21 protein-coding genes are annotated in these 22,343 nt (G+C 64.9%); 17 read left to right on the plus strand and 4 right to left on the minus strand.

The genetic code is table 11. The features are described from left to right. Window positions 1-217 precede the first annotated feature (217 nt). The 5 genes from ACOYR4_RS20340 to ACOYR4_RS20360 all read left to right on the plus strand — a co-directional run bounded on the left by ACOYR4_RS20340 (window position 218) and on the right by ACOYR4_RS20360 (window position 6,616). Entirely contained in the window at window positions 218-1,372 is a 1,155-nt protein-coding gene (locus ACOYR4_RS20340; protein WP_422847856.1) for an EscU/YscU/HrcU family type III secretion system export apparatus switch protein, read from the plus strand. Next, a complete protein-coding gene (gene flhA, locus ACOYR4_RS20345; protein ID WP_015015824.1) occupies window positions 1,369-3,450 on the plus strand; it encodes a flagellar biosynthesis protein FlhA in 2,082 nt (693 codons plus the stop codon). The genes ACOYR4_RS20340 and flhA overlap by 4 nt, the downstream gene beginning before the upstream one ends. Then, complete coding sequence (gene flhF / locus ACOYR4_RS20350; RefSeq protein ID WP_422847857.1) at window positions 3,447-4,943, plus strand: flagellar biosynthesis protein FlhF; 1,497 nt, start codon at window positions 3,447-3,449, stop codon at window positions 4,941-4,943. The genes flhA and flhF overlap by 4 nt, the downstream gene beginning before the upstream one ends. Continuing rightward, window positions 4,936-5,733 carry a hypothetical protein gene (locus ACOYR4_RS20355; protein ID WP_422847858.1) on the plus strand — a complete coding sequence of 266 codons (798 nt, stop codon included), beginning with the start codon at window positions 4,936-4,938 and terminating at the stop codon, window positions 5,731-5,733. Before flhF ends, ACOYR4_RS20355 begins: the two co-directional genes overlap by 8 nt. A gap of 166 nt (window positions 5,734-5,899) precedes the next feature. Further along, a complete protein-coding gene (locus tag ACOYR4_RS20360) occupies window positions 5,900-6,616 on the plus strand; it encodes an RNA polymerase sigma factor FliA (protein ID WP_015015827.1) in 717 nt (238 codons plus the stop codon). A gap of 117 nt (window positions 6,617-6,733) precedes the next feature. On the opposite strand, the gene ACOYR4_RS20365 is transcribed toward ACOYR4_RS20360, so the two are convergent. The 3 genes from ACOYR4_RS20365 to flgA all read right to left on the minus strand — a co-directional run bounded on the left by ACOYR4_RS20365 (window position 6,734) and on the right by flgA (window position 8,279). Beyond that, complete coding sequence (locus ACOYR4_RS20365; protein ID WP_422847859.1) at window positions 6,734-7,108, minus strand: hypothetical protein; 375 nt, start codon at window positions 7,106-7,108, stop codon at window positions 6,734-6,736. A gap of 42 nt (window positions 7,109-7,150) precedes the next feature. Beyond that, window positions 7,151-7,471 carry a flagellar biosynthesis anti-sigma factor FlgM gene (gene flgM / locus ACOYR4_RS20370; RefSeq protein WP_422847860.1) on the minus strand — a complete coding sequence of 107 codons (321 nt, stop codon included), beginning with the start codon at window positions 7,469-7,471 and terminating at the stop codon, window positions 7,151-7,153. A gap of 94 nt (window positions 7,472-7,565) precedes the next feature. After that, window positions 7,566-8,279, minus strand: a complete 714-nt coding sequence (gene flgA, locus ACOYR4_RS20375) for a flagellar basal body P-ring formation chaperone FlgA (RefSeq protein WP_060987147.1) — start codon at window positions 8,277-8,279, stop codon at window positions 7,566-7,568. A 332-nt stretch (window positions 8,280-8,611) separates the two neighbouring features. Between flgA and flgB the strand changes: the two genes are divergently transcribed. Genes flgB through ACOYR4_RS20410 form a run of 7 tightly spaced genes read left to right on the plus strand, consistent with a single transcriptional unit; the run spans window position 8,612 to window position 13,891 of the window. Continuing rightward, on the plus strand, window positions 8,612-9,082 hold the full coding sequence (gene flgB / locus ACOYR4_RS20380) for a flagellar basal body rod protein FlgB (protein WP_060987142.1): 471 nt from the start codon (window positions 8,612-8,614) through the stop codon (window positions 9,080-9,082). 36 nt (window positions 9,083-9,118) lie between these two features. After that, a complete protein-coding gene (gene flgC / locus ACOYR4_RS20385) occupies window positions 9,119-9,523 on the plus strand; it encodes a flagellar basal body rod protein FlgC (protein WP_015015832.1) in 405 nt (134 codons plus the stop codon). Between the two features lie 18 nt (window positions 9,524-9,541). Further along, window positions 9,542-10,195, plus strand: coding sequence for a flagellar hook assembly protein FlgD (locus tag ACOYR4_RS20390; protein ID WP_209820602.1), 654 nt, complete (start codon window positions 9,542-9,544; stop codon window positions 10,193-10,195). 38 nt (window positions 10,196-10,233) lie between these two features. Continuing rightward, window positions 10,234-11,514, plus strand: a complete 1,281-nt coding sequence (gene flgE / locus ACOYR4_RS20395; protein WP_116748071.1) for a flagellar hook protein FlgE — start codon at window positions 10,234-10,236, stop codon at window positions 11,512-11,514. A 49-nt stretch (window positions 11,515-11,563) separates the two neighbouring features. Next, window positions 11,564-12,304: a flagellar basal-body rod protein FlgF gene (gene flgF / locus ACOYR4_RS20400; RefSeq protein ID WP_015015835.1), complete on the plus strand. Its 741-nt coding sequence runs from the start codon at window positions 11,564-11,566 to the stop codon at window positions 12,302-12,304. 43 nt (window positions 12,305-12,347) lie between these two features. Beyond that, window positions 12,348-13,130 carry a flagellar basal-body rod protein FlgG gene (gene flgG, locus ACOYR4_RS20405; protein WP_422847861.1) on the plus strand — a complete coding sequence of 261 codons (783 nt, stop codon included), beginning with the start codon at window positions 12,348-12,350 and terminating at the stop codon, window positions 13,128-13,130. A gap of 38 nt (window positions 13,131-13,168) precedes the next feature. Continuing rightward, the gene (locus ACOYR4_RS20410) at window positions 13,169-13,891 is read left to right on the plus strand and encodes a flagellar basal body L-ring protein FlgH (RefSeq protein WP_238990898.1); all 723 of its coding nucleotides are present in this window, start codon (window positions 13,169-13,171) and stop codon (window positions 13,889-13,891) included. Between the two features lie 192 nt (window positions 13,892-14,083). Here the strand turns inward: ACOYR4_RS20410 and ACOYR4_RS20415 are convergent, their stop codons facing one another. Beyond that, window positions 14,084-15,331: an ISL3 family transposase gene (locus ACOYR4_RS20415; protein WP_422847186.1), complete on the minus strand. Its 1,248-nt coding sequence runs from the start codon at window positions 15,329-15,331 to the stop codon at window positions 14,084-14,086. A 221-nt stretch (window positions 15,332-15,552) separates the two neighbouring features. Here ACOYR4_RS20415 and ACOYR4_RS20420 point away from each other — a divergent pair, with 221 nt between their 5' ends. From ACOYR4_RS20420 to ACOYR4_RS20440, 5 genes are all read left to right on the plus strand, one after another. Next, window positions 15,553-16,695, plus strand: a complete 1,143-nt coding sequence (locus tag ACOYR4_RS20420) for a flagellar basal body P-ring protein FlgI (RefSeq protein ID WP_422847862.1) — start codon at window positions 15,553-15,555, stop codon at window positions 16,693-16,695. Between the two features lie 48 nt (window positions 16,696-16,743). Continuing rightward, on the plus strand, window positions 16,744-17,661 hold the full coding sequence (gene flgJ / locus ACOYR4_RS20425; protein ID WP_209820600.1) for a flagellar assembly peptidoglycan hydrolase FlgJ: 918 nt from the start codon (window positions 16,744-16,746) through the stop codon (window positions 17,659-17,661). Between the two features lie 25 nt (window positions 17,662-17,686). After that, window positions 17,687-19,663: a flagellar hook-associated protein FlgK gene (flgK, locus tag ACOYR4_RS20430; protein WP_422847863.1), complete on the plus strand. Its 1,977-nt coding sequence runs from the start codon at window positions 17,687-17,689 to the stop codon at window positions 19,661-19,663. Window positions 19,664-19,691: 28 nt separating this feature from the next. After that, complete coding sequence (gene flgL / locus ACOYR4_RS20435) at window positions 19,692-20,945, plus strand: flagellar hook-associated protein FlgL (protein WP_260668669.1); 1,254 nt, start codon at window positions 19,692-19,694, stop codon at window positions 20,943-20,945. Window positions 20,946-21,078: 133 nt separating this feature from the next. Further along, window positions 21,079-22,326, plus strand: a complete 1,248-nt coding sequence (locus ACOYR4_RS20440; RefSeq protein ID WP_422847864.1) for an HDOD domain-containing protein — start codon at window positions 21,079-21,081, stop codon at window positions 22,324-22,326. Window positions 22,327-22,343: the final 17 nt, after the last annotated feature.

Raw genomic sequence — 22,343 nt, forward strand, 5'->3', positions numbered from 1 at the left:
TGTTTTCAGCCCAATGTGCTTCAAGCGCTAGTGCAATATGCCCTAGCCGCTATCATTTTTGATAATACTGATGACCATCGGCCGTAGCGGGCAGACGCCCGCCCGCGACTGAAAACACCCCGGGCCTCACCGAAAAGAGGGGGCGGCAGCCCCCTTATCCACCTTTAGATTTCCAGGTCGCTCACGACAATGGCATGACCCCAGCCGTCATGCCATCATGGAATCCAGCCAAGAAAAAAGCCTCCCCGCGTCAGAGCGCAAGCTGCAAAAAGCGCGCGAAGACGGCCAAGGGGCACGCTCGCGCGACCTGTCGCACCTGGCCATTCTGGGCGCGGGCGCCGTATGCATGCTGCTGCTGGCCCCGCAGCTGATGGACCGCATGCAGTGGGCCATGAGCCAGCAGCTGGCGTTCAATGCGGCCACGGTGATGGCGCCGGGCACCATGCTGTCGCGGCTGCAGGACATGGTCATCGTGGGCGTGATCGCGAGCACAGTGTTCGCCACGCTGACCAGCGCGGCGGCCCTGATCAGCGCCATCGGAGCGGGCGGCTGGATCCTCAGCGCCAAGCCCATCACCCCCCAGTTCAGCCGCCTCAACCCGATCTCGGGGCTGGCCAACCTGTTTTCCAAGCAGCAGATGGCCAACGTGGCCAAGATGGTGCTGATGACGGCCATCCTGACCTATGTGGCCTGGAAGTTCCTGGGCAACAGCATCGAAACCGTTGCCATGCTGGTGCTGCAACCCTCACCCATGGCCCTTCGCCAGATTGCCGACTGGCTGACTTCGGGCATGAGCCTGTTGTTGCTGGTCGTGTTTCTGGCCGCTTTGGTGGACGTGCCTTTGCAGGCGTTCTTCTTCAAAGAGCGGCTGAAGATGTCGCACGAGGAAGTCAAGCAGGAGCACAAGGAGTCGGACGGCAACCCCCACATCAAGGGCCGCATCCGCCAGAAGCAGCGCGAAATCGCCGACCGCGCCAGCGTGAGCGCCGTGCCCAAGGCCGATTTTGTGGTGATGAACCCGACCCACTATGCGGTGGCCCTCAAGTACGACGAGAAGACCATGAGTGCGCCCCAGGTGATCTCGCGCGGCACCGACCTCATCGCCATGAAGATCCGCGATGTGGCCCGGGAGCACAACGTGCCCGTGCTGCAGTCGCCCATGCTGGCCCGCGCGCTGTATGCCCATGCAGAGCTGGACCAGGCCATCCCCGCCACGCTCTACACCGCCGTGGCCCAGGTGCTGGCGTATGTGTACCGCCTCAAGGCCGCGCTGCGTGGCGAAGGCCGCATGCCCGACAGCCTGGTGGAGCCTTTTGTGCCGCCTGAACTCGATCCGCTGAACCGCACCACGGTGCAAGGTGCTGCCGTATGAACACCTCCGTAAAGTCTTTGCAGCAATGGGCGGGCACCAACGCCAGCGCCCTGCAGGGCCTGTCGGCCCCCCTGCTGGTGGTGGCGATTCTGGCGTTGATGGTGCTGCCCATCCCGCCGTGGCTGCTGGATGCCTTCTTCACGCTCAACATCGCCGTTGCGCTGATGGTGATGATGGTCGCGGCCTACATGCTGCGCCCCCTGGACTTCGCAGCCTTCCCTTCGGTGCTGCTGCTGACCACCCTGATGCGCCTGTCGCTGAACGTGGCCTCCACGCGCGTGGTGCTGCTCGAAGGCCACCAGGGCCCGGGTGCTGCCGGTGCGGTGATCGAGGCCTTCGGCCACTTCCTGATCGGCGGCAACTTCGCGGTTGGTCTGATCGTGTTTGCGATCCTCGTGGTGATCAACTTCGTGGTGATCACCAAGGGTGCGGAGCGCATTGCCGAAGTGTCGGCCCGCTTCACGCTGGACGCCATGCCGGGCAAACAGATGGCGGTGGATGCCGACCTGAACGCCGGCCTGATCGACGAGAAGGAAGCCAAGCGCCGCCGCGCCGAAGTGGCGGAAGAAGCCAACTTCTTCGGTTCCATGGACGGTGCCTCCAAGTTCGTGCGCGGAGACGCCGTGGCGGGCATTCTGATTCTGCTCATCAACATCATTGGCGGCTTCACGATTGGCGTGTTGCAGCACGACCTGTCGGCCAAGCAGGCGGCCGACAGCTACATCCTGCTGGCCATTGGCGATGCGCTGGTGGCGCAGATTCCGGGCCTGCTGATCTCGGTGGCCGCCGCCATGGTGATCTCCCGCGTGGGCAAGGACCACGACATGGGCCGCCAGATCGTGCAGCAGCTGTTCATGTCGCCGCGCGTGCTGGGTGTCACGGCCGGCATCTTGATCCTGCTGGGCCTGATTCCTGGCATGCCGCATGTGGTGTTCCTGACCATGGGCGGCCTGCTGGGGTATGGCGCCTGGATGATGTACGAGCGCCAGAAGGTACCGCCCGTCGTCGAGGCCCCTCCGCCACCGGTCACCGACGGCGAAGCCACCTGGGACGACCTGCAACCCGTGGACCTGCTGGGCCTGGAGCTGGGCTACCGCCTGATCAGCCTGGTGGACAAGAGCCGCCAGGGCGACCTGCTCACCCGCATCAAGGGCGTGCGCCGCAAGTTTGCGCAGGAAGTGGGCTTCCTCCCCCCGGCAGTGCACGTGCGCGACAACCTCGAACTGAAACCCAGCGGCTACCGCATCACGCTGCGTGGTGTGGTGGTGGGCGAAGGCGAAGCCTTCCCCGGCATGTTCCTGGCGATCAACCCCGGCGGCATCACCACGCCCTTGATCGGCACGGCCACCACCGACCCCGCCTTTGGCCTGCCAGCACACTGGATCGACGATCGGCAGAAGGAAGCCGCACAAATGGCGGGTTTTACCGTCGTTGATTCCGAAACCGTGATGGCCACCCATTTGTCACACTTGATGCAAGTGCAAGCCGCCAAGCTCCTCAGCCGCACCGAAACGCAGCAGCTGGTGGAGCACGTGGCCAAGCTGGCTCCCAAGCTCATCGAAGAAGTGGTCCCGAAAATGGTCTCCATCGCAACGTTCCAGAAGGTCCTCCAGCTGCTGCTGGAAGAGTCTGTGCACATCCGCGACATCCGCACCATCATCGAGACGCTGGCCGAGCATGCCGGTGCGGTCTCCGACCCCGTCGAGCTGGCCCGCCGCGTGCGCATTGCGCTCTCGCCCGCCATCGTTCAGCAGATTTACGGTCCCACCCGCGAGCTCAACGTCATCGCCATCGAACCCGGCCTGGAGCGCCTTCTGGTGCAGGCCCTGGGCAACACGGCGGGCCCTGCGCTCGACCCCGGTGTGGCCGACATCCTCACACAGAAGGCCGCCGAAGTGGCCCTCAAGCAGGAAGAGATGGGCCTGCCCGCCTGCCTGCTGGTTCCCGACCAGATCCGCAATGCCATCTCCCGTCTGGTGCGCCGCGTGGCGCCCCGCCTGCAGGTGCTGGCACACAGTGAAATTCCAGAGACCCACACCATCCGTATTGGGCCGATCCTTAAAGGTGCATCAGCATGAACATCAAACGCTTTACCGCCCCCACCTCCCGGGAGGCTCTGGCCAAGGCGCGCATGGCCTTTGGCGACGGCACGCTGATCCTGTCCAACCGCCCCACGGCCAACGGCGTGGAAGTGGTGGCCACGGCCGAAGACACGCTGTCGGCCTTGGATGGTGGTGCCCCCGCCTCTTCGTCCAATGCGCCCCTGCTGGCACCCGGCACCCCGCGCAGCACCGCACAGCGCGCCAGCCAGCCGGCAGCAGCGTCGGGCCTGGGCCGCAACCCGGTCGAGGAAGACACCGAACAGCTGGCCATGAGCACGCTGTCGTTCCAGGACTATGTGCGCGAACGCATGCTGCGCCGCCGCCACGAGGCACTGAATGGTCCCTCGGAACCCCAGACACTGTCTGAACGCAGCCGCGACCAGGAACCAGAACGTGAACGCATGCCCGCGCCCTCGGTGGCGCGCCACAACCCGCTGCGCACCATCCCGATGGACATGCCGCCCGAGCCACCGCGCCGTCGACAGGAAGCTCCCAGCGCCCACCTGATCCAGTCGAACAACCAGCAGAGCGTGATGAACGAGCTGCACGCGATGAAAGAGCTGATCGAAGACCGCTTCAACACGCTGGCCTGGCTGGGGCAGGCGCGCCAGAACCCGATCCAGTCCAACCTGATGCTGAAGATGATCCGTGCCGGATACTCCCCGTCGCTGGCCCGCGCCGTGCTCGAACGCATGCCCGAAGACCTGTCGGCGGGCGAATCGGTCCGCTGGCTGATGGAGGTGCTGGAACGCAACCTCAAGACCGACCAGACCGATCCCCCGCTGTATGAACAGGGCGGCATATTCGCCATGGTGGGCTCGACCGGCGTGGGCAAAACCACCACCACGGCCAAGCTGGCAGCGATGTGTGCACGCATCCACGGCCCGGGCAGCGTGGGCCTGATCACACTCGACACCTACCGTGTGGGTGCCCACGAGCAGCTGCGCACGTATGGCCGCATGCTGGGCATCGTGGCGCATCTGGCGCACGACCGTGCCGCGCTGCAAGACCTGCTGGGCCTGCTGTCTGGCAAGAAGATGGTGCTCATCGACACCACCGGCGTGGCCCCGCGCGACCCGCGCAAGCGCGATATGCTGGACGTGCTGGACCTGCCCCATGTCAACCGCCTGCTGGTGCTCAACGCCGGCTGCCATGGCGACACGCTGGATGATGTGCTCACCGCTTTCAAGACCGACGGCTCGCAGCAAGCCATCCTGTCCAAAGTGGACGAAGCCGTGAAGCTGGGCCCCGCCATCGACGCGCTGATCCGCCACCAGATGGTGCTGCGCGGCGTGACCAACGGCCAGCGCGTGCCCGAGGACTGGGAGCGTGCCAACGCCCACCAGCTCATCAGCGCCTCCATGCGGTCGCCCGCCAAGTCGGCCTTCGACCCCAAGGCCACCGACCTGAACTTCTTTTTCTCGCACTCTCCCGACACCGTGACGGAGGGAGGGCTGGTCGATGCTTGATCTCGGTTTTCACCAGGCCGCCAGCCTGCACAGCCTCACCCCGCAGGCGGAGCTGCGGCTGCTGGCGGTCGCCAGCCAGGGCAACACGGCGAATGGTCTCGAAACGCTGTGGCAGATCTGCGCCAGCCTGCAGCGGCTGGGCTACCCGGTGGTAGTGCTCGACGGTACAGCACAAGAGTCCGACGACAGCCCCGGGCTGCTGCACCTGCTGCAACACGCCACATGGAATGACGGTGCCAGCCTGAACCTGGGCGCCACTGCGTCTTCGCTCGCCGTGATTCCGGCGGCCAAGGGGCTGCAACACCTGAGCCGCAAGGCCGGTGACACCGCCCGATCCCCCATGGAAAGCCTGTTGCCCTACTTCAGGACCTACGGCCTGATGGTGATTCACGCACCGGCGTCCACCCTGGGGCCCTTGCTCACCCACACGGCCACGGTGCCGCTGGTGGTCATGGGCAGTGGCGCAGCGGGCGTGATGACCAGCTACAAGAGCCTCAAGCAGATTGCACTGCACACGGGCTTGCCTTGCATGGTGGCCGCCTTGCTGCACAGCAACACGGCCGCCGAACGCCGCAAGGCCCAGTCCCAATTGATGACACTGCAGGCCTGCGCCGAACGCCATCTGGGCGGCCCCATCCGCACCACCACCATTGCCACGCAGAACCCCCAGGAGCTTCAGCGTCTGGCCTTGCAACTGCTGGAAAATGCGGGCACCATGAACGGAGCGCTGGCTGCGCTGACACCCAGCAACTTGACAGGCATGCCTGCGCATTTTGTCCGGAGCCACTGACCAGAGCCTGTGATGCACCTCTACGTACGCACGTTGACCCGAAAAGCTTCCCACGGTCTGGCAAGTTGCTGGCCCATGGAGGCGGAAAAAAATCGGGCGACGGCACCCCCAAGCGGCTCCAGAACAAGATCGCATACCCGCCCTACCAGTGCATAACACCCTCTCTATGTACACCGCCAAAGGCCAGCTTGATCGCGATGCCATGATCCGCCAGCATGTACCGCTGGTGCGGAGAATTGCGCACCACATGATCGCCAAGCTGCCTCCCAATGTCGAGCTGGATGACTTGATCCAGGTCGGCATGATGGGGCTGGCCGAAGCCCTGTCGCGCTACGAAGTGGCACAGGGCGTGCAGTTTGAAACCTTTGCCACCCAGCGCATCCGGGGCGCCATGCTCGACGAGCTGCGTGAGGGTGACTGGATGAGCCGCAGCTCGCGCAAGAGCCAGAAAGACATCGAGCACGCCGTGCACCGGCTGGAACAAAAGCTGGGCCGCAGCCCGCTGGAGTCTGAAATAGCCGGCGAAATGGGCATGAGCCTGGCGGACTACCAGAACCTGCTGGGCAAGGTACGGGGCACCCAGCTGGTGTACCTGGAAGACATGACACATGGCAACGACGACGAGGACGGGTTTCTGGACCGCCACGTCGCCGACAGCGCAGCCGACCCGGTGGAGTTGCTGCGTGATCAGCGGCTCAAGACGTCACTGGTCAACGCCATCAAGACCCTGCCGGAGCGCGAGCAGCACATCATGGGCATGTACTACGAACATGACATGAACCTCAAGGAAATTGCCGCCGTGCTGGGTGTGACCGAGTCTCGGGTGTGCCAGTTGCACAGCCAGTCTATTGCCCGCCTGCGCGCCAAGATGCGCGCACACTGAGCCCGCGCGTCGGGCCACAAGCCGGGCAACAAAAGGCACTGCGGCGCCAACAGATCGGACGGGTGCTGGGCACTCTTGCGCCCCGGCCCGCCCCTCCCTCAGAAAAGTCTTGGGTGCTCAGCCCGCAGAGCGGTAGATGCGCGCCACGCCTGGCGCAGCTCCGCGCGCGCCCAGGCCATCCCCGTAGGTAGAAGCTGCGTTGGACGGAGGCAACAAGCCCGCGGCCTGGCGGTCGGTGACGGCGGCCAACCGGGCCAGGCTGTCACGGTGCAAAGTCAGCATGGTGCGGATGGCATCCACACGCTTCTGTAGCGAAGCCGGTAGCGGCATGCCACGCGCAGCGGCTTGTTCGAGCGCACGCGAGAAATCGGCCGCTGCATCGCGCAAGGCCGTACTGTGTTTTTCCAGAGAGAGGGGATCTGCCGCGAGAAGTGCGGCGGAGACTTGTTCGATCCGCTGTTCAACAGCTGAGAGAGATTCTTCCAGAGTCATGGCGCATTGTGCGATGGATTGCGCCCTCTAACAAAACGCAGATCAGCCCCGGGAGCGGGACAGGATCTCCTGGGCATTGGACAGCAGTTTGTCGGCAATGGCTTCCGCGTCGACCGAAAATTCACCCTTCTCGATGGCAGCGCGCACGGCCTTGACCTTGCCCGCATCAAAATCGGCCGTGCTGCGGGTGGCGGGGCTGAGCGCACGGGCTGCGGTGGACACCGTGACGGGCACACCGGCGGATGACGCAACCAATGCGTCCTTCGTGGCTCCTTCCGCAGGGCTGGCGGGAGCCTTGGCTTGCTTGGCAAGCCCCGTTGGCGGCAACCCGCCCGGCAGTTCCGGTGTTTGACCTATCTTCATCGCTCTCTCCACCACCCCGTTGGATGTAGGGCATCAGTAGCAATGTTTTCGACCCATTTGGCCCGGACTTTAGCCATTTATTACCGGGGCGTCATCACAGAGTGACGTCCACCGTCCCAGAATCGTTCACAGTTCCGCTCACGATACGTCCATTCTCCATGCGTACGCGCACAGTCTGTCCAGCCGAGCCCGCCGTCAACGCCTGTCCCGCCGAGCTGACTGCATAGCCGGGCCCCTGGGCCACCACCTTGACCTGCGCACCCGCCTTGAACAGCAGCGGGGCCCGCACCATGGCCTGGCGCACCGCCTGGCCCGCCACCAGTTGCCGGGCGGCGGTCTGACCCACCCACAGGTCGGGGTTGGCCAGGACGGGGGAGGCATCGGCCGCCCAATCCACCTCGGCCTCGGTGGCGTCGTTGGCAGTCAATACTGCGCCCGGCGCCACATTGTTCGTCAGCACCCAGGCGGGCCCAAACGCTTTGATGGTGACGGGTAAAAACACATTCCATGCGGTCGCGCCTTCCACACAGCGCAGCCCCAGGCGTGTACGGCCCCACAGGCGAGCACCCACAGGGAGATAAGGTTCAACGCGCGCGCAGGGCGCCAGCCGCAGGCGCGAATCCAGTGAGCCAACACTCACTTCCATGCGCAGCGGCAGTGCGGAGGACTGGTTGCGAGCCAAAGCATCGTCCAGCCAGCGCTGGGTGAGCGGGCCAAGGTCTGCCGCAGGGTCCGCCGCCGACTGGGCGTGAGCGACACCGGCAGTACCCAGCAGAGCCCCAGCCACGCCACCAACCAAGCACAGCATGCGCAGTACAGCGCGGGCACGGGCCACCAGGGGCGATCGGGTCGCGCCGTGCAGTACAGCGCCGTGGCGGGCATGCATCAAAAGGGAAGGGGTGGACATGTGGGCCTCCTTGGGCATCGACGGGCCAGACTGCCCGCGCACAGTGCGCAGAGGAAGGCAGAGGCCATTTCACCCCTGGAACTATAGGCACGCGCCTTGAACGCAAAACCCGGAACTGCGCATCCATTTGCCACTTCTTCGCGCTTTAGAAAAAAGGCGCGGTTTCCATAATCGAACCACGCCAAAAAGGCCCCTTGGGCTGGCGACTTTGCAACCGACGGTGTGAGGCACACATGCTTGACAAGATGACCAACCAGCTGAATTTTCACGGCAACGCCCTGGTGCTGCGCGGTGAACGCCAGCGCGCCATCGCCAGCAACATTGCCAACGCCGACACGCCGGGCTATGTGGCTCGGGACTTCAAGTTTGGCGATGCGCTGCGCGAGGCCACAGGCGTGACCTCTTCGGCCACCGGCACGCCCGGCGCAGCTGTCACGCGGCTGGCCACCAGCGGCTCGTACGGAACCGCAGGCACCACCGATCCGCACCACATTCCGCTCCCCACCGTGAATTCCAGCACCAGCATCGACCGGCAAGGCGCTCTCGGCTACGCCGTGCAGACGCAGCCCAGCCTGGACAACAACTCGGTGGACCTGGACCGCGAGCGTGCCAACTTCGTGGACAACGCCGTGCGCTACGAAGCCACGCTCCGGTTCATCAACGGCAACGCCAAAACCATGCTCAGCGCCATTCAGGGCCAATAACCACGCAGCCCAGCAGCGCAGAAAGCGAGCCACCCCATGTCCATGTTCTCGATCTTCAATGTGTCCGGCAGCGCCATCAGTGCGCAGTCGCAGCGGCTCAACGTGGTGGCCAGCAACCTAGCCAACGTGGATGCTGTGGCCGGTCCCGACGGTCAGGCCTATAAGGCACGCCAGGTGGTGTTCCAGACAGCGCCGATGGGCGCCGACAGCTCTGCGGGCGTCAAGGTCAGCGGCATCAGCGAAAGCAATGTGCCAGGCCGCCGCGTGCACGATCCCAGCCACCCCTCAGCAGACGCCGAGGGCTACGTGACCCACTCCAACGTCAATGCCGTGGAAGAGATGGTCAACATGATCTCCGCCTCGCGCTCGTACCAGAACAACGTCGAGGTCATGAACACGGCCAAGTCGCTGCTCCTCAAGACCCTGCAGATGGGCCAGTAATTCCCGGGAGACCCCACCATGATTCTCAGTGCCACCAACGCCGTCACGACCACCACAGACGCGTCCACCAAAGCCAACGCGGCCAGCGACCCTTCGGCCGCGCAGGACCGCTTCCTGAAGCTGCTGGTGGCGCAGTTGAACAATCAAGACCCGATGAACCCCCTGGACAACGCCCAGATGACTTCGCAGATCGCGCAGATCAACACGGTGACCGGCATCCAGCAACTGAACCAGACCATGCAGAGCATGGCGTCGCAGTTCAACTCGCTGCAAGTCATGCAGGGCACGGCCCTGGTGGGCCGCAGTGTGCTGACCGAAGGCTCCAGCCTCGCGGTGGCGGACAAGACGGGCAAGGGTGGCTTCGAGCTGGGCTCGGCGGCTACCAACGTGAAGATCGAGGTCACGACTGCAGGCGGCCAGGTGGTGGACACCATCGACCTGGGCGCCAAGGCCGCAGGCCGCCATGCCTTTGACTGGGATGCCAGCAAGTACACCGGCTCCACCGATGCACTGCAGTTCCGCGTGACGGCCGTCAACGGCTCCACCAAGCTGGACTCCACCCCGTTGAGCCTGTCCAAGGTCACCGCCGCAGGTGCCGAAGACGGACAACTGGTGCTGAGCCTGTCCAACGGCAAAACCATCAACTACAGCCAGATCAAGGCCTTGGTGTAACACCAGCCCGCTTCGTATCGCGTCAACAGGAGAACACCATGAGTTTTCAGCAGGGCCTGTCCGGCCTGAACGCCGCCAGCAAGAACCTCGATGTCATCGGGCACAACATTGCCAACTCCAACACCGTCGGATTCAAGGCCTCGCGGGCGGAGTTTGCAGAGATGGTGGCTTCGGCCATTGGCTCTGCGGGCGGCTCCAACGCAGGTATTGGCGTGGAAGTGGCGGCCGTGGCGCAGCAATTCACGCAGGGCAACCTGACCATCACCGGCAACAGCCTGGACGTGGCCATCAACGGCAACGGGTTCTTCACCCTCACGCTACCCGATGGCACCGCCGCCTACACCCGCTCCGGCAACTTCAAGCTGGACAAGGAAGGCAACATGATCACCAACGACAACGCCAAGGTGATGGGCTTCCCGGTGGACCCGGTCACGGGCCTGCGCACGGGCACCGACCCCATTCCCATGGTGTTCCCGACAGCCGAGCCGATCCCCGCCAAGCAGACCACCAAGATCACAGCCGCCTTCAACCTGGACGCCCGCGCCACCGATGCAGCTGGCGACCCCACGGCCACGCCCCCCATCCCGGCCACGCCACGCGCCACCTATGGCACATCGATCAACGTGTTCGACAGCCAAGGTGTGGCCAAGCCAGTGAGCCTGTACTTCCAGAAGACCGCCACCGACAACACCTGGGACGTGTACGACGCGCTGGACGACCCCACGGCCGTTCCGCCCGTGGTGGCCACGCCCATCGGCCAGATCACGTTTGACAACAACGGCGCCATCACCGGCCCGGTGGCCACACCACCCGCCACCGGTTTTTCGCTGCCACTCACCGTCAACCCCACGCCGCCCAACCCCAACAACCTGCCTGCGTACACCGTGGAAGTGAGCCTGGACAAGGTGACCCAGTTCGGCACCAAGTTCGCGGTGTCCAACCTGAGCCAGGACGGCTACACCTCGGGCGAGCTGACCGGCATCAACATCGAGAACAACGGGATGATCATGACCCGTTACTCGAACGGCGTGACGCGTGCCGAGGGCCAGCTCGCACTGTCGAGCTTCCGCAACACGCAGGGCCTGGCATCGGTGGGCAGCAACAACTGGGTGGCCACGTTCGAGTCGGGCCAGCCCGTGGTCGGTACGGCCACCGACGGCAGCTTTGGTTCGCTGCGCTCGGGCGCCCTGGAAGACTCCAACGTGGACCTCACCGCCGAGCTGGTGAACATGATGACCGCCCAGCGCGCTTACCAGGCCAACGCACAGACCATCAAGACGCAAGACCAGGTGATGTCCACCCTGGTGAACCTGCGCTGATCGGCTGACCGCCCCATACTGAACCCGCACAGGACCCCGGAGAGCCCCCATGGACCGCATCATCTACACCTCGATGACAGGCGCCAACGCCGCTGCCCACCGGCAGGCGGTGCTGTCCAACAACCTCGCCAATGTGTCCACCGGCGGGTTCCGCGCCGAGATGTCCACCTTCCGCTCGGTGCCGCTGCAGGGCGACGGCGCCAAGACGCGCGTGTTTGCGCTGGAGGCCACCTCGGGCTACGTCAACACCCCCGGCCCCGTGCAGCGCACCGGCCGCAACCTCGACGCGATGGCCGCAGGCAATGCCTGGTTTGCGGTGCAGGGACTGGATGGCACCGAGGCCTACACCCGCGCCGGCAGCTTTGAAGTGTCGGCCACGGGCCAGCTGCTCACACCGACCGGACTGCCCGTGCTGTCGGACGGCGGCGCGCCCATCGACGTGCCACCCGGAGCCGATGTATCGCTCGGGTCAGACGGCACCGTGACTTCCAAGATTCCGGGCCAGCCCGCCCAGGCCATTGGCCGCCTCAAGCTGGCCACGCCCACGCCCGAAGACCCGCTCAAACGCGGCGACGACGGGCTGTTTCGCACCACCTCGGGCGACCCCATGCCCAACGACGCCAACGCCCGCATGCTGTCGGGCGCGCTGGAGGGCTCGAACGTGAACCCGGTCGAATGCATGGTCGGGATGATCGCTGCATCGCGCCAGTTCGAGCAGCAGATGAAGCTGCTGCAGACCGCCGAAACCAACGACAAGACCGCCAGCCAGTTGCTGAGCATGAACGGCTGATGCCGCTGCCCCACCCTGCACGCACCCGCCAAAAGGAAGCACCATGATCAACTCCCTCTGGATCGCCAAGACCGGCATGTCTGCCCAGCAGACCCAGCTCGACGTCATCTCGCACAACCTGGCCAACGTCTCCACCACCGGCTACAAGCGCAACAACGCGGTGTTCGAAGACCTGATCTACCAAAACCTGCGCCAGGTGGGCGCCAACACCACCGAGCAGAACCAGCTGCCCACCGGCCTGCACCTGGGCCTGGGCGTGCGCACCGTAGCCACCAGCCGTAACTTCATGCAGGGCAGCCTGCAGGAGTCCAAGAACAACCTGGATGTCGCCATCAACGGCAACGGCTTCTTTGAAGTGACCATGCCCGATGGCACCGTTGGCTACACCCGCGACGGCTCGTTCCAGGTCGATGCCCAGGGCCGCATGGTCACATCCAGCGGGCTGCCTGTGGTCAACGGCATCACCATTCCGGCCAACGCCACCAGCCTCACCATCAGCGCCGAAGGTGCCGTGGCGGTCACGGTGCCGGGCAACACACAGCCGCAGACCGTGGGCAACCTGGCCATGGCCAGCTTCATCAACCCGGCCGGCCTGGAGCCGATCGGACAGAACCTCTTCAAGGAATCCGCCGCGTCCGGCCAGCCCCAGCAAGGCACCCCCGGCACGAACGGCCTGGGCATCATCAAGCAAGGGTTTCTGGAAGCCTCCAACGTCAACGTGGTGGAAGAGCTGGTCACCATGATCCAGACCCAGCGCGCCTACGAGATGAATTCCAAGGCCATCCAGACCTCGGACCAGATGCTGGCCAAGCTCGCCCAGCTGTGACCGGAACACGCCCCGCGCTTTTGCCCAGGATCTTCGCCATGCGCACTTTCACACGCTCCCTTCGCCTGCTGCAGGCACTTGGCTCGCTGCGCGCGGGCGTTCCCGCCCTGGGCGCAGCACTGCTGTGCGCTGGTTGTGCCACCCTGTCGCCCCCCCCTCCGGTGGACATCCTGCCCACCACCCCGCCCCCGCTGGCCGCTGCACCGCGCACCCCGCCCCCGGTGACGGGTGGACTGTTCCACAACGCCAGCTACCGCCCCGCGTTTGAGGACCGTCGCGCGCGCCTGGTGGGCGACAACGTGACCATCCAGATCGTGGAAAACGTGACGGCCAGCCAGAAGTCGTCGTCCACCGTGGACCGCACCTCCGAAGTCTCTGCTGGCGTGACGGCCCTGCCCTTCACCAGCAAGACCTTCACCGACAAGCTGGGCGTAGGCGCGAATTCGGGCAATGCGTTCTCCGGCAAGGGCGGCACCGAAAGCGCCAACACCTTCACCGGCTCCATCACCGCCACGGTGGTGGATGTGCTGCCCAACGGGCACCTGGTCATCACTGGCGAGAAGCAGATCGGCGTGAACCAGAACGTGGATGTGCTGCGTTTTTCGGGCACGGTGGACCCGCGCGCGCTGCAGCCCGGCAGCATCGTGAACTCGACCCAGGTGGCCAACGTGCGCGTCGAATCGCGCGGACGCGGCGCACAGAACGAAGCCCAGGCCATGGGCTGGCTGGGCCGGTTCTTCAACACCGTCACGCCGTTCTGACCCGCCCGGGCGCCCTGAGTGCGCCCAGTGCGCCCATACCTCCAGTCCTTCCGGTATCTGACGGAAGGATGGGGGCTGCTCGATTCACTACGAATTTGATAGCTATTGGCGCATATTGCACTAGCGCCTCAAGCCGTTTTTTGGCTCTCTTCCATTTCGGGTGGAAAGCCACATTCCCCACCAGAGCCATGGTCAGGCCCTTGCTTTTTGCAAAGGACAGCCCGGCAGGTGAGTGAGCTTTCCCGCGATCAGGAACGCCATGGCGATGAAGTGATCGGTGGTGCCATAACCACGCGCCTTGGCCTTGGCTGCTTGCAGCAGTGAGTTCACCGCCTCCACATAGCCGGTGTGCAGGTGAGAGGCATCAAACGCCTGGAGTATTCCCGCCCAGTGCTGCTGGATGGTCTTGGCCAGATCAGTGAAGGGCCGCAAGCGGCTGCGCTGTGCCCATCGCAGCCACTTTTTGATTGCCAGCTCGCTTTGTGCAGCCTGAGTCTGAGCGAGCGCACTGCGGTAGATGTCCCGCAGCGCCTCCTTCATCCGCCACGCCCTGGCGGTCTTCAATCGGGTGCGGGGCAGCCAATCCATCTTTGCCTGCTCTTTGTCCGTCCACTTGGCTTTGTCCTTGAGCCAGCACCAACGCGTCTTCTTGAGCCAGCGCTCGCCCCGGGCCTCATCCCGCCGCACTGCGTCCACGGCCCGGTTGGCCAGTTGCACCACATGGAATCCATCAAAGGCAATGGCCGCTTGGGGCAAGTGCTGGCCAGCTCCTGCGATGAAGGCCTTGGACATGTCCATGCACACCACTTGGATGGCTTCGGCCTTGCCTTGGTGGCTCTTGAAGTCCTCGGTAAATCTCTGAACCGTGCTGGCATCCTTGCCGGATGTGGCGTAGATCAGTCGCGCTCGCTCTAGATCGTGCACCAGGGTGATATAGCTATGGCCTTTGGCGCAACTGGTCTCATCGATACCAATGACCGCCACACCCGCGTAGCTCTCCTTGGCGCGCGCCAAGCCAACATGGGCATCGATCTGGCGCCACAAGGCGTTGTCCGCGCAGCGCAGGATGCGCGCACACGCGGCCACCGGCATCTCACGGGCCAGCGTCAGAGCCAGCGCCTCGAACATGAGCGTGAAGCGGCTGCCCTCTCGCGCCCAGGGAACACTCAGCTGGCTCGTAGAGCCGCAGGCGCTGCACGACACCCGAGGCAGAGCGCAGTGCACGTAGGCTTCAAACTGAAAGAAATCCAGATGCCGCCAGCTACGCTGGCGGTGGTCATGCAGTCTCTGGTCAGCTGCGGCGCAAACGGGACAGGCTGCACTGCCGGATTGCCAGACCACGTACAGGTCGATGCGGCTGCGCTCGACGTCCAGTGCAACACGCTCCACAGCCCAGGGCGCGGCCAGCCCCAACGCTTGGCAGAACAACGCTTCTTGCATCGGGAGGGCTCCTGTTCAGGGGGTGTCAATGGATTTATTTGAACTGTAGTGTTCCACCCGAAACGGAAGAGAGCCCGTTTTTTTCAAAAACTGCTCGCCAGACCGCTCACAGGCCGTGCCTGCGCCCCCTTACCAACGCGGCTAAGGACCCAGCCAATAAGCCGGTGAACCCGCTTCTTTTTGGGTTTTAGTTCTGGCCATGGCCCACCACAATGGATGCCATGAAAGCCTCGTCCCACTCCCCCCTGACCCGCACGGTGCGCGCGCTGTGGCTGCTGCTGGCCCTGGCGGCCGCAGGTCTGGCAACGCCTGCACAGGCCTTGCGCATCAAGGAAGTGGCGGCGGTGCAGGGCGTACGCAGCAACCAGCTGACGGGCTACGGCCTGGTCGTGGGGCTGGACGGCACGGGCGACCAGACCACGCAGATGCCCTACACCACGCAGGCCATGTCCAACTACCTGCAGCAGATGGGCATCAGCCTGCCCCCCGGCACGGCGTCGCAGCTGCAGCTCAAGAACGTGGCGGCGGTGATCGTCACGGCGCAGTTGCCCGCCTTTGCCCAGCCCGGCCAGCAAATCGACGTGAACGTTTCGTCCATGGGCAACGCCAAGTCGCTCAAGGGCGGCACACTCATCGTCACACCGCTGCGTGGAGCGGACGGCGAGATCTATGCGCTGGCCCAGGGCAACATGGTGGTGGGCGGTGCAGGCGCATCGTCCGGTGGCAGTAAGGTGCAGATCAACCACCTGAGCGCCGGCCGCATCCCGCTGGGTGCGCAGGTGGAGCGGGCCGTGCCCACCCCCCTGAACGAAGGCGACACCATCAACCTGGGCCTGAACGCCTCGGACTTCCAGACTGCCCGCCGCGTGGCGCAGGTGATCAACGCCAAGCTGGGCAACGGCCTGGCCACCGCGCTGGACGGCCGCACGGTGCAGGTGCGCGCGCCCATCGACCCCGGCGCCCGCGTGGGCTTCATTGCCGACTTGGAGGAGCTGCCGCTCGAAACCTCCACCCCCTCGGCCAAGGTCGTCATCAACGCCCGCACGGGCTCGGTGGTGCTCAACCAGGCGGTCACGCTGGGGCCATGCGCCATCGCCCACGGCAACCTGTCGATCACCATCAGCAGCACACCCGTCATCAGCCAGCCCAACCCGCTCTCGCAAGGGCAGACGGTGGTCACGCAAAAGAGCGACATCACCATCAACCAGGAACCGGGCAACGTGATCCAGATGCCCGCGTCGCCGCAGCTGGCCGACGTGGTCAAGGCCCTCAACACGCTGGGCGCCACGCCCGGAGACCTGCTGGCCATCCTGCAGGCCATCAAGGCCGCCGGCGCGCTCAACGCCGAGCTGGAGGTGATCTGACATGGCCCGCCCTGCTGCCGCTGCGCGCGCCATCCACCGGGAGCGACCATGGCCCTGACCCTGCCCTCGTCCAGCACCACCAGCCCGTCGAACGCGCTGGCGGTCGATATCCGCTCGCTCAACTCCCTCAAGTACGAAGCGGGCACCGCCAACAGCGCACAGGTCACGCGCGAGGCGGCCAAGCAGTTTGAATCGCTGTTCATGCGCGAACTCATCAAGAGCATGCGCGACGCCACGATGAAGTCCGGCCTCATGGAAGGCGAGCAGGCCAACCTGGGCCAGGACATGCTGGACCAGCAGTTGTCGGTCAACATGTCGGGCCTGCAGGGCGGTCTATCAGAAGCCATCGCCCGCCAGCTTTCGCGCCAGATGGGCGGTGCAGACACCAACTTCTCGGTACCGTCCACGCTCAGCCTGCCGCAGGCACAGAACCGGTCGGCGGCTTCCGCCAACACCTCGTCCGTCGATACCACCCTGCCGGTGCCCAAGGGCCGGGAAGGCTTTGTGCAGCACCTCAGCGGCACCGCCGAGCGCGTGGCGCAGGAAAGCGGCATTCCCGCCAGCTTCATGCTGGGTCAGGCAGGGCATGAAACCGGCTGGGGCAAGAGCGAGATCAAGACTGCCAACGGCGGCAACTCGTTCAACCTGTTCGGCATCAAGGCCGGCAAGGGCTGGACCGGCAAGGTGGCCGAGATCACGACCACCGAATACATCAACGGCACTCCGCGCAAGGTGGTAGCCAAGTTCCGCGCGTACGACTCGTACGAGGACTCGTTCCGCGACTACGCCAAGCTCATCACCGACAACCCGCGCTACGAAAAAGCCCAGGCCACCGCCAAGACGGGCTCTGCCGTGGCCTACGCGGCCGAGCTGCAAAAGGCCGGTTACGCCACCGACCCGGAGTACGCCAAGAAGCTCAGCGGCGCTATCAACAGCGCGCTGCGTGTACAGCGCGCCCAGGCGTGATGGACGAGAAGAACCGAGGTAAGTCATGAGTCTGCTCAACGTCGGCGCCCGCGCCCTGCTGGCCAACCAGGTGGCCTTGCAGACGGCAGGCCACAACATTGCCAACGTCAATACACCCGGCTATTCGCGCCAGACAGTGGTGCTGCAGACTGTCCAGGGCCAGTTCACGGGTGGTGGCTACATCGGCCAGGGCGTGGATGTGCAGACCATCTTGCGCAACCAGAGCGAGCTGCTCACGCGCCAGTCGGCCGCGGCTGGATCGACCCAGGCGGCCGACGCCATCCGCGCCCAGCGCCTGAGCCAGTTGCAGGAAGTGTTCAGCGGCGGCACCCAGGGCCTGGGTGCCGCCATCAACGACATGATGAACGCGTTCTCTGACGTGGTCAGCAGCCCCACCGACATCACGGCACGCACGGTGGTTCTCACGCGGCTGGACGAAACGGCCGCACGCATGCGCACCGCCAGCGACCGGATCAACGAGATCGAATACACCGTCAAGGAACAGCTGCAGAGCAGCGTGACCGCCATCAACAGCCTGGCCACGCAGATGGCGGCGATCAATGAGCAAATCGCCCGTGCCACCGGCAATGGCCAGAGCCCCAACGACCTGCTGGACCAACGCGACCAGATCATCCGCGACATTAACCAGTACGTGCAGACCACCCAGATCCCGGCAGATGACGGCACCGTAGGTTTGTTCGTTGCGGGGAGCCAGCCCTTGGTGCTGGGCAGCACGGCCACCAGCCTGTCGCTGGGAGATGCAACCGCGTTCCCTGGCAGCGGCCAGTCCAAGCTGTTTTTCAACCGCCCTGGCGCCACCCCCGTTGAACTCGACGAGAACGTGCTGGGTGGTGGCACCGTCTCGGGACTGCTGCGCTTTCAGAACACGGACCTGAGCGAAGGGCGCAATCTGCTGGGCCGCATGGCGCTGGCCATCGGCATGACGATGAACGACCAGCAGAACCTGGGCCTGACGCTGGACGGCGTGCCAGGCAAGGACCTGTTCGCCTTGCCCACCAGCATGCCGGGCTATACCAACGGCGCAGGCGTGGGCACGGTGTCGTTCACGGGTCCCACGCAGTTTGAAGCCTCGGACTACGAGATCCGCTTTACCACCGGCACGGCCGGCCAGGTGGTGCGTCTGTCCGACGGCAAATCGACCCCGTTCACCGACGCCGCCAACCTGGCCACGCTGCAGATCGACGGGCTCAACTTCAACCTCACCACGCCCGGCAACCCCGGCGAGCGCATGCTGTTCAAGCCGTTCAGCACGGCTGCCAACAATATCCAGGCGCTGGTGTATTCGCCACGCGACCTGGCCGCCGCCAACCCCATCAACGCGGCCATGGGCACGGCCAACGGCGGCACCATGCAGCTGGGCAACCTCAAGGCCACAGGCCTGCCCAACCCACCGGGGCTGGTACTGCCGACAAACGCCAACCCGACAGCTGTCCCGCCCATCCTGGGGGGCATCCAGCTGCAGTTCAATGCCGGCCCACCCACCACCTACGACGTGCTCGACCGCGGGACCGCGCCCCCTACGTCGCTGGCCACCGCGCAGGCCTACACCTCGGGGCAACCCATCTCCATCAACGGATGGGAGATCACGCTGCAAGGCACCCCCAAGACCGGCGACACCGTCGTGATCGGCAATGCCCTGGACCCGCAGTACGGCGACGCCTACACGCGCAATGCAGGCAACGCCAATGCCCTGATGGGGCTGCGCGACGTCAAGATGTTCGACGAATCGACCCTGAGCGACGGCTACGCCAGTGCCATCGCCCAGGTGGGCACGCGCACCCAGAGCGCCAAGTTTGCAGAACAGCTGTCCTCCACCATCGCCGCCAACCTGGAGCGCGACCGTACGGCGGTGTCGGGGGTGAACCTGGACGAAGAGGCCGCCAAGCTGATCCAATACCAGCAGGCCTACCAGGCCTCGGCCAAGATGATCCAGATTGCGCAGAACATTTTTGATTCGCTGATCCAGGGCCTGGGCCGATGAACGGAGCCCCTAGCGTGAGGAGTTCGACATGAGCACAAACATCTACCGCGTCGGCACGGCCAACATGTATGACAACGCGCTGCGCAACCTGGGCGCGCGCCAGACGAGCCTGACCACGCTGCAGGAAAACCTGACCTCGGGCAAACGCGTGGTGCGCGCCAGTGACGACCCGGTGTCGGCAGCCCAGGCTGAGCGAGCCCTCAACCGCCTGTCGCGCATCCAGACCGAGCAGCGTGCATTGGAAACCCAGCGCAATGCCATTGCGCAAGGCGAATCCTCCTTGGGCGACGCAGTGAATCTGATCCAGAACTTTCGGGAGCTGGTGGTCAGTGCGGGCGACGCCAGCATGACCCCCAACGACCGGGCCACAGTGGCCAACCAGCTCCAGGGTTTGCGGGAACAACTGGTCGAAGTGGCCAACCGAAAAGACACCAACGGCATTCCCTTGCTGAGTGCCTTGGGCAGCGCGCTGGCGCCGTTCCTGGGGCCTCTGAGCAGCTCGCCCGACTACATCTTCCAGGGCTTGCCGGGTCAGACGGCGAGCAACGGCGTGACGGTTCCCGGAGCACTCGACGGCGATTCTGCCTTCATGTTCGACCCCAACCGTGACGGTGTTTACACCGCCGGGGTCAGCAGCATTCCGGTAGGCCGACAACTCACCACGACCGCCATCACGCCCACCAACAAAGCGTTGGTGACGGGTGACAACTACACCATCACCTTCAGCGCCGTCGGTCCCGGCGCCACCACGGGCACCAGCACCGCGACGTACACCATCACCAACACCACCACAGGTGCTGTCTCCGCCCCGGTGGTGGTGCCAGACTACCCGACCGACAAGCCGGTCACCATTTCAGTTCCCGGTATTCCGGGGCTTTCCTTCGACATCAAGGGCAACCCGGCCAACGGGGATACCGTCACCCTGCAACCCAGCGCGAGCATGTTCAGCACGCTGGACAGCGCCATCAATGGCATTCGCAACGCTCCCAACAACAACGGTGCGATCCAGGCCGTGGGACAGGCCCTGGCCAACATCGACATCGGACTGGAACGCGTACACAACATGCGCAGCTACGCTGGCGAGCTGCTCAACCGCGCAGACCGCATCACCGGCGACCAGGACAAGCGTTCCATCCAGCTGGAAGGCGACCGTTCGCGGGCAGAGGATCTCGATATGATCAAGGGCATTTCCGACTTCCAGAACCAGCAGGTGGGGTATGAGGCTGCACTCAAGTCCTACGCGCAGGTTCAGAAGTTGTCGCTGTTCAACTTTATTGGCTAGCAGCCTGCGCGGCAGGGGTGTTCGGGCGTGGCGTCCGGCGTACCCGGTGCCTCCAGGCGGCAGCACCGGCTGGTGTACGCGGCGACTCCCATCCCGCGCGTGCTGGCCGGCCCCGTTTTTTGCCTGAGAGCACATGGTCCAATCCGTCCTAGGTAGCCTGATCCTGGGCTACCGCCCTCTGTGGAACCGAGCCCGCAAACTCGCAGGCATCCAGCTGTACGCCCACAACGAGGCCTCGGCCACCGTCGATGGCGGCCACCTGCTGCGCACGCTACAGGAGCTGTGGTCGGCCAGCTCGCCGCCGCTGCTGATCTCGGCGCGGACCCGCCAGCTGCTGTGCGACCTGCTCGAAAACGCTCCGCGTGCCGCGCCATGGATCGAGGTGCGCGGCGAGTGGCTGTCGGACTCGGCCATTTATGACCGCGTGAAGGCCGCGCACCAGCGCGGGCTGCGCCTGGTGTGGCGTGGCGACATGGACAAGTTGCCCGAACCCGAAATAGCCCGCTGCTTTGACAACAGCCTGCTGACACTGCGCCCCGAAGACGCCGTGGCCGCATTGCAGACCACACCACCCCGCCCGGGCAGCGCCGCAGCCGCTGCGCCCCCACCGGCGGCCAAGCGGGCTCCCAGCCCGGTGCTGGCTGGCCAGATGTACGAAAACATTGCCAGCCGGGCCCTCATGGAACACTGCCTGGACCAGGGCAACGCGATGGCCCTGGCCGGCTGGCCGACCGAGGACGTGCTCTACAGCCTGCGCCACCACCCGCAGCAGCCGTCACACGCGGTGATCTTCAAGCTCATGAAGGCCATCGACGACGAGCAGTCGCTGGAGACGTTTGAAGACATCATGGGCGAGGACCCGCTGCTCGCCTACCGCTTCATGGTGTACACCAACTCAGCCGCCCTCGGCCTGCGCACGGGCATCGATTCGCTGCGCCGGGGTCTGGTGATGATGGGCTACAGCTCCATCAAGCGCTGGCTTTCCGACCAGCTGCCCCATGCCAGCACCGACGCCAACATGCAGCCCGTGCGCGAAGCCATGGTGATGCGCGCCCAGCTCACGGCACGGCTGCTGGATGCAGGCATCGAGAACGACCTGCGCCGCGAGATCTACCTGTGCGGCCTGCTCTCCCAGCTCGATGAGCTGCTGGGCGAGCCCCTCGGCACCATCCTCAAGCGCCTGCCCCTGTCCGAACGCATCTACGACGCCACCGTGCTGCGCACCGGCCCCTACACCGGCGGCCTGCAGATGGCCTGCGCGCTGGAAACGGACGACGCCAGCGCCATCCGCCAGCTGTGCGAGACCTTCGAGATGGACCTCGAAGAGGTCAATCGCGCGCTGCTACGGGTGTTGTCTGATCTGGAAGTGGAAAGAAAATAAGCCCTGCCGAGCAACTG

This window comes from Acidovorax sp. M14, from assembly GCF_049331375.1.
Taxonomy (GTDB): Bacteria; Pseudomonadota; Gammaproteobacteria; order Burkholderiales; family Burkholderiaceae_C; genus Acidovorax.

Excerpts from the sequence above, each read along its gene's own strand:
- ACOYR4_RS20340 (WP_422847856.1), top strand. The coding sequence starts at position 218 with ATGGAATCCAGCCAAGAAAAAAGCCTCCCCGCGTCAGAGCGCAAGCTG.
- flhA (WP_015015824.1), top strand. The coding sequence starts at position 1,369 with ATGAACACCTCCGTAAAGTCTTTGCAGCAATGGGCGGGCACCAACGCC.
- flhF (WP_422847857.1), top strand. The coding sequence starts at position 3,447 with ATGAACATCAAACGCTTTACCGCCCCCACCTCCCGGGAGGCTCTGGCC.
- ACOYR4_RS20355 (WP_422847858.1), top strand. The coding sequence starts at position 4,936 with ATGCTTGATCTCGGTTTTCACCAGGCCGCCAGCCTGCACAGCCTCACC.
- ACOYR4_RS20360 (WP_015015827.1), top strand. The coding sequence starts at position 5,900 with ATGTACACCGCCAAAGGCCAGCTTGATCGCGATGCCATGATCCGCCAG.
- ACOYR4_RS20365 (WP_422847859.1), bottom strand. The coding sequence starts at position 7,108 with ATGACTCTGGAAGAATCTCTCTCAGCTGTTGAACAGCGGATCGAACAA.
- flgM (WP_422847860.1), bottom strand. The coding sequence starts at position 7,471 with ATGAAGATAGGTCAAACACCGGAACTGCCGGGCGGGTTGCCGCCAACG.
- flgA (WP_060987147.1), bottom strand. The coding sequence starts at position 8,279 with ATGCTGTGCTTGGTTGGTGGCGTGGCTGGGGCTCTGCTGGGTACTGCC.
- flgB (WP_060987142.1), top strand. The coding sequence starts at position 8,612 with ATGCTTGACAAGATGACCAACCAGCTGAATTTTCACGGCAACGCCCTG.
- flgC (WP_015015832.1), top strand. The coding sequence starts at position 9,119 with ATGTCCATGTTCTCGATCTTCAATGTGTCCGGCAGCGCCATCAGTGCG.
- ACOYR4_RS20390 (WP_209820602.1), top strand. The coding sequence starts at position 9,542 with ATGATTCTCAGTGCCACCAACGCCGTCACGACCACCACAGACGCGTCC.
- flgE (WP_116748071.1), top strand. The coding sequence starts at position 10,234 with ATGAGTTTTCAGCAGGGCCTGTCCGGCCTGAACGCCGCCAGCAAGAAC.
- flgF (WP_015015835.1), top strand. The coding sequence starts at position 11,564 with ATGGACCGCATCATCTACACCTCGATGACAGGCGCCAACGCCGCTGCC.
- flgG (WP_422847861.1), top strand. The coding sequence starts at position 12,348 with ATGATCAACTCCCTCTGGATCGCCAAGACCGGCATGTCTGCCCAGCAG.
- ACOYR4_RS20410 (WP_238990898.1), top strand. The coding sequence starts at position 13,169 with ATGCGCACTTTCACACGCTCCCTTCGCCTGCTGCAGGCACTTGGCTCG.
- ACOYR4_RS20415 (WP_422847186.1), bottom strand. The coding sequence starts at position 15,331 with ATGCAAGAAGCGTTGTTCTGCCAAGCGTTGGGGCTGGCCGCGCCCTGG.
- ACOYR4_RS20420 (WP_422847862.1), top strand. The coding sequence starts at position 15,553 with ATGAAAGCCTCGTCCCACTCCCCCCTGACCCGCACGGTGCGCGCGCTG.
- flgJ (WP_209820600.1), top strand. The coding sequence starts at position 16,744 with ATGGCCCTGACCCTGCCCTCGTCCAGCACCACCAGCCCGTCGAACGCG.
- flgK (WP_422847863.1), top strand. The coding sequence starts at position 17,687 with ATGAGTCTGCTCAACGTCGGCGCCCGCGCCCTGCTGGCCAACCAGGTG.
- flgL (WP_260668669.1), top strand. The coding sequence starts at position 19,692 with ATGAGCACAAACATCTACCGCGTCGGCACGGCCAACATGTATGACAAC.
- ACOYR4_RS20440 (WP_422847864.1), top strand. The coding sequence starts at position 21,079 with ATGGTCCAATCCGTCCTAGGTAGCCTGATCCTGGGCTACCGCCCTCTG.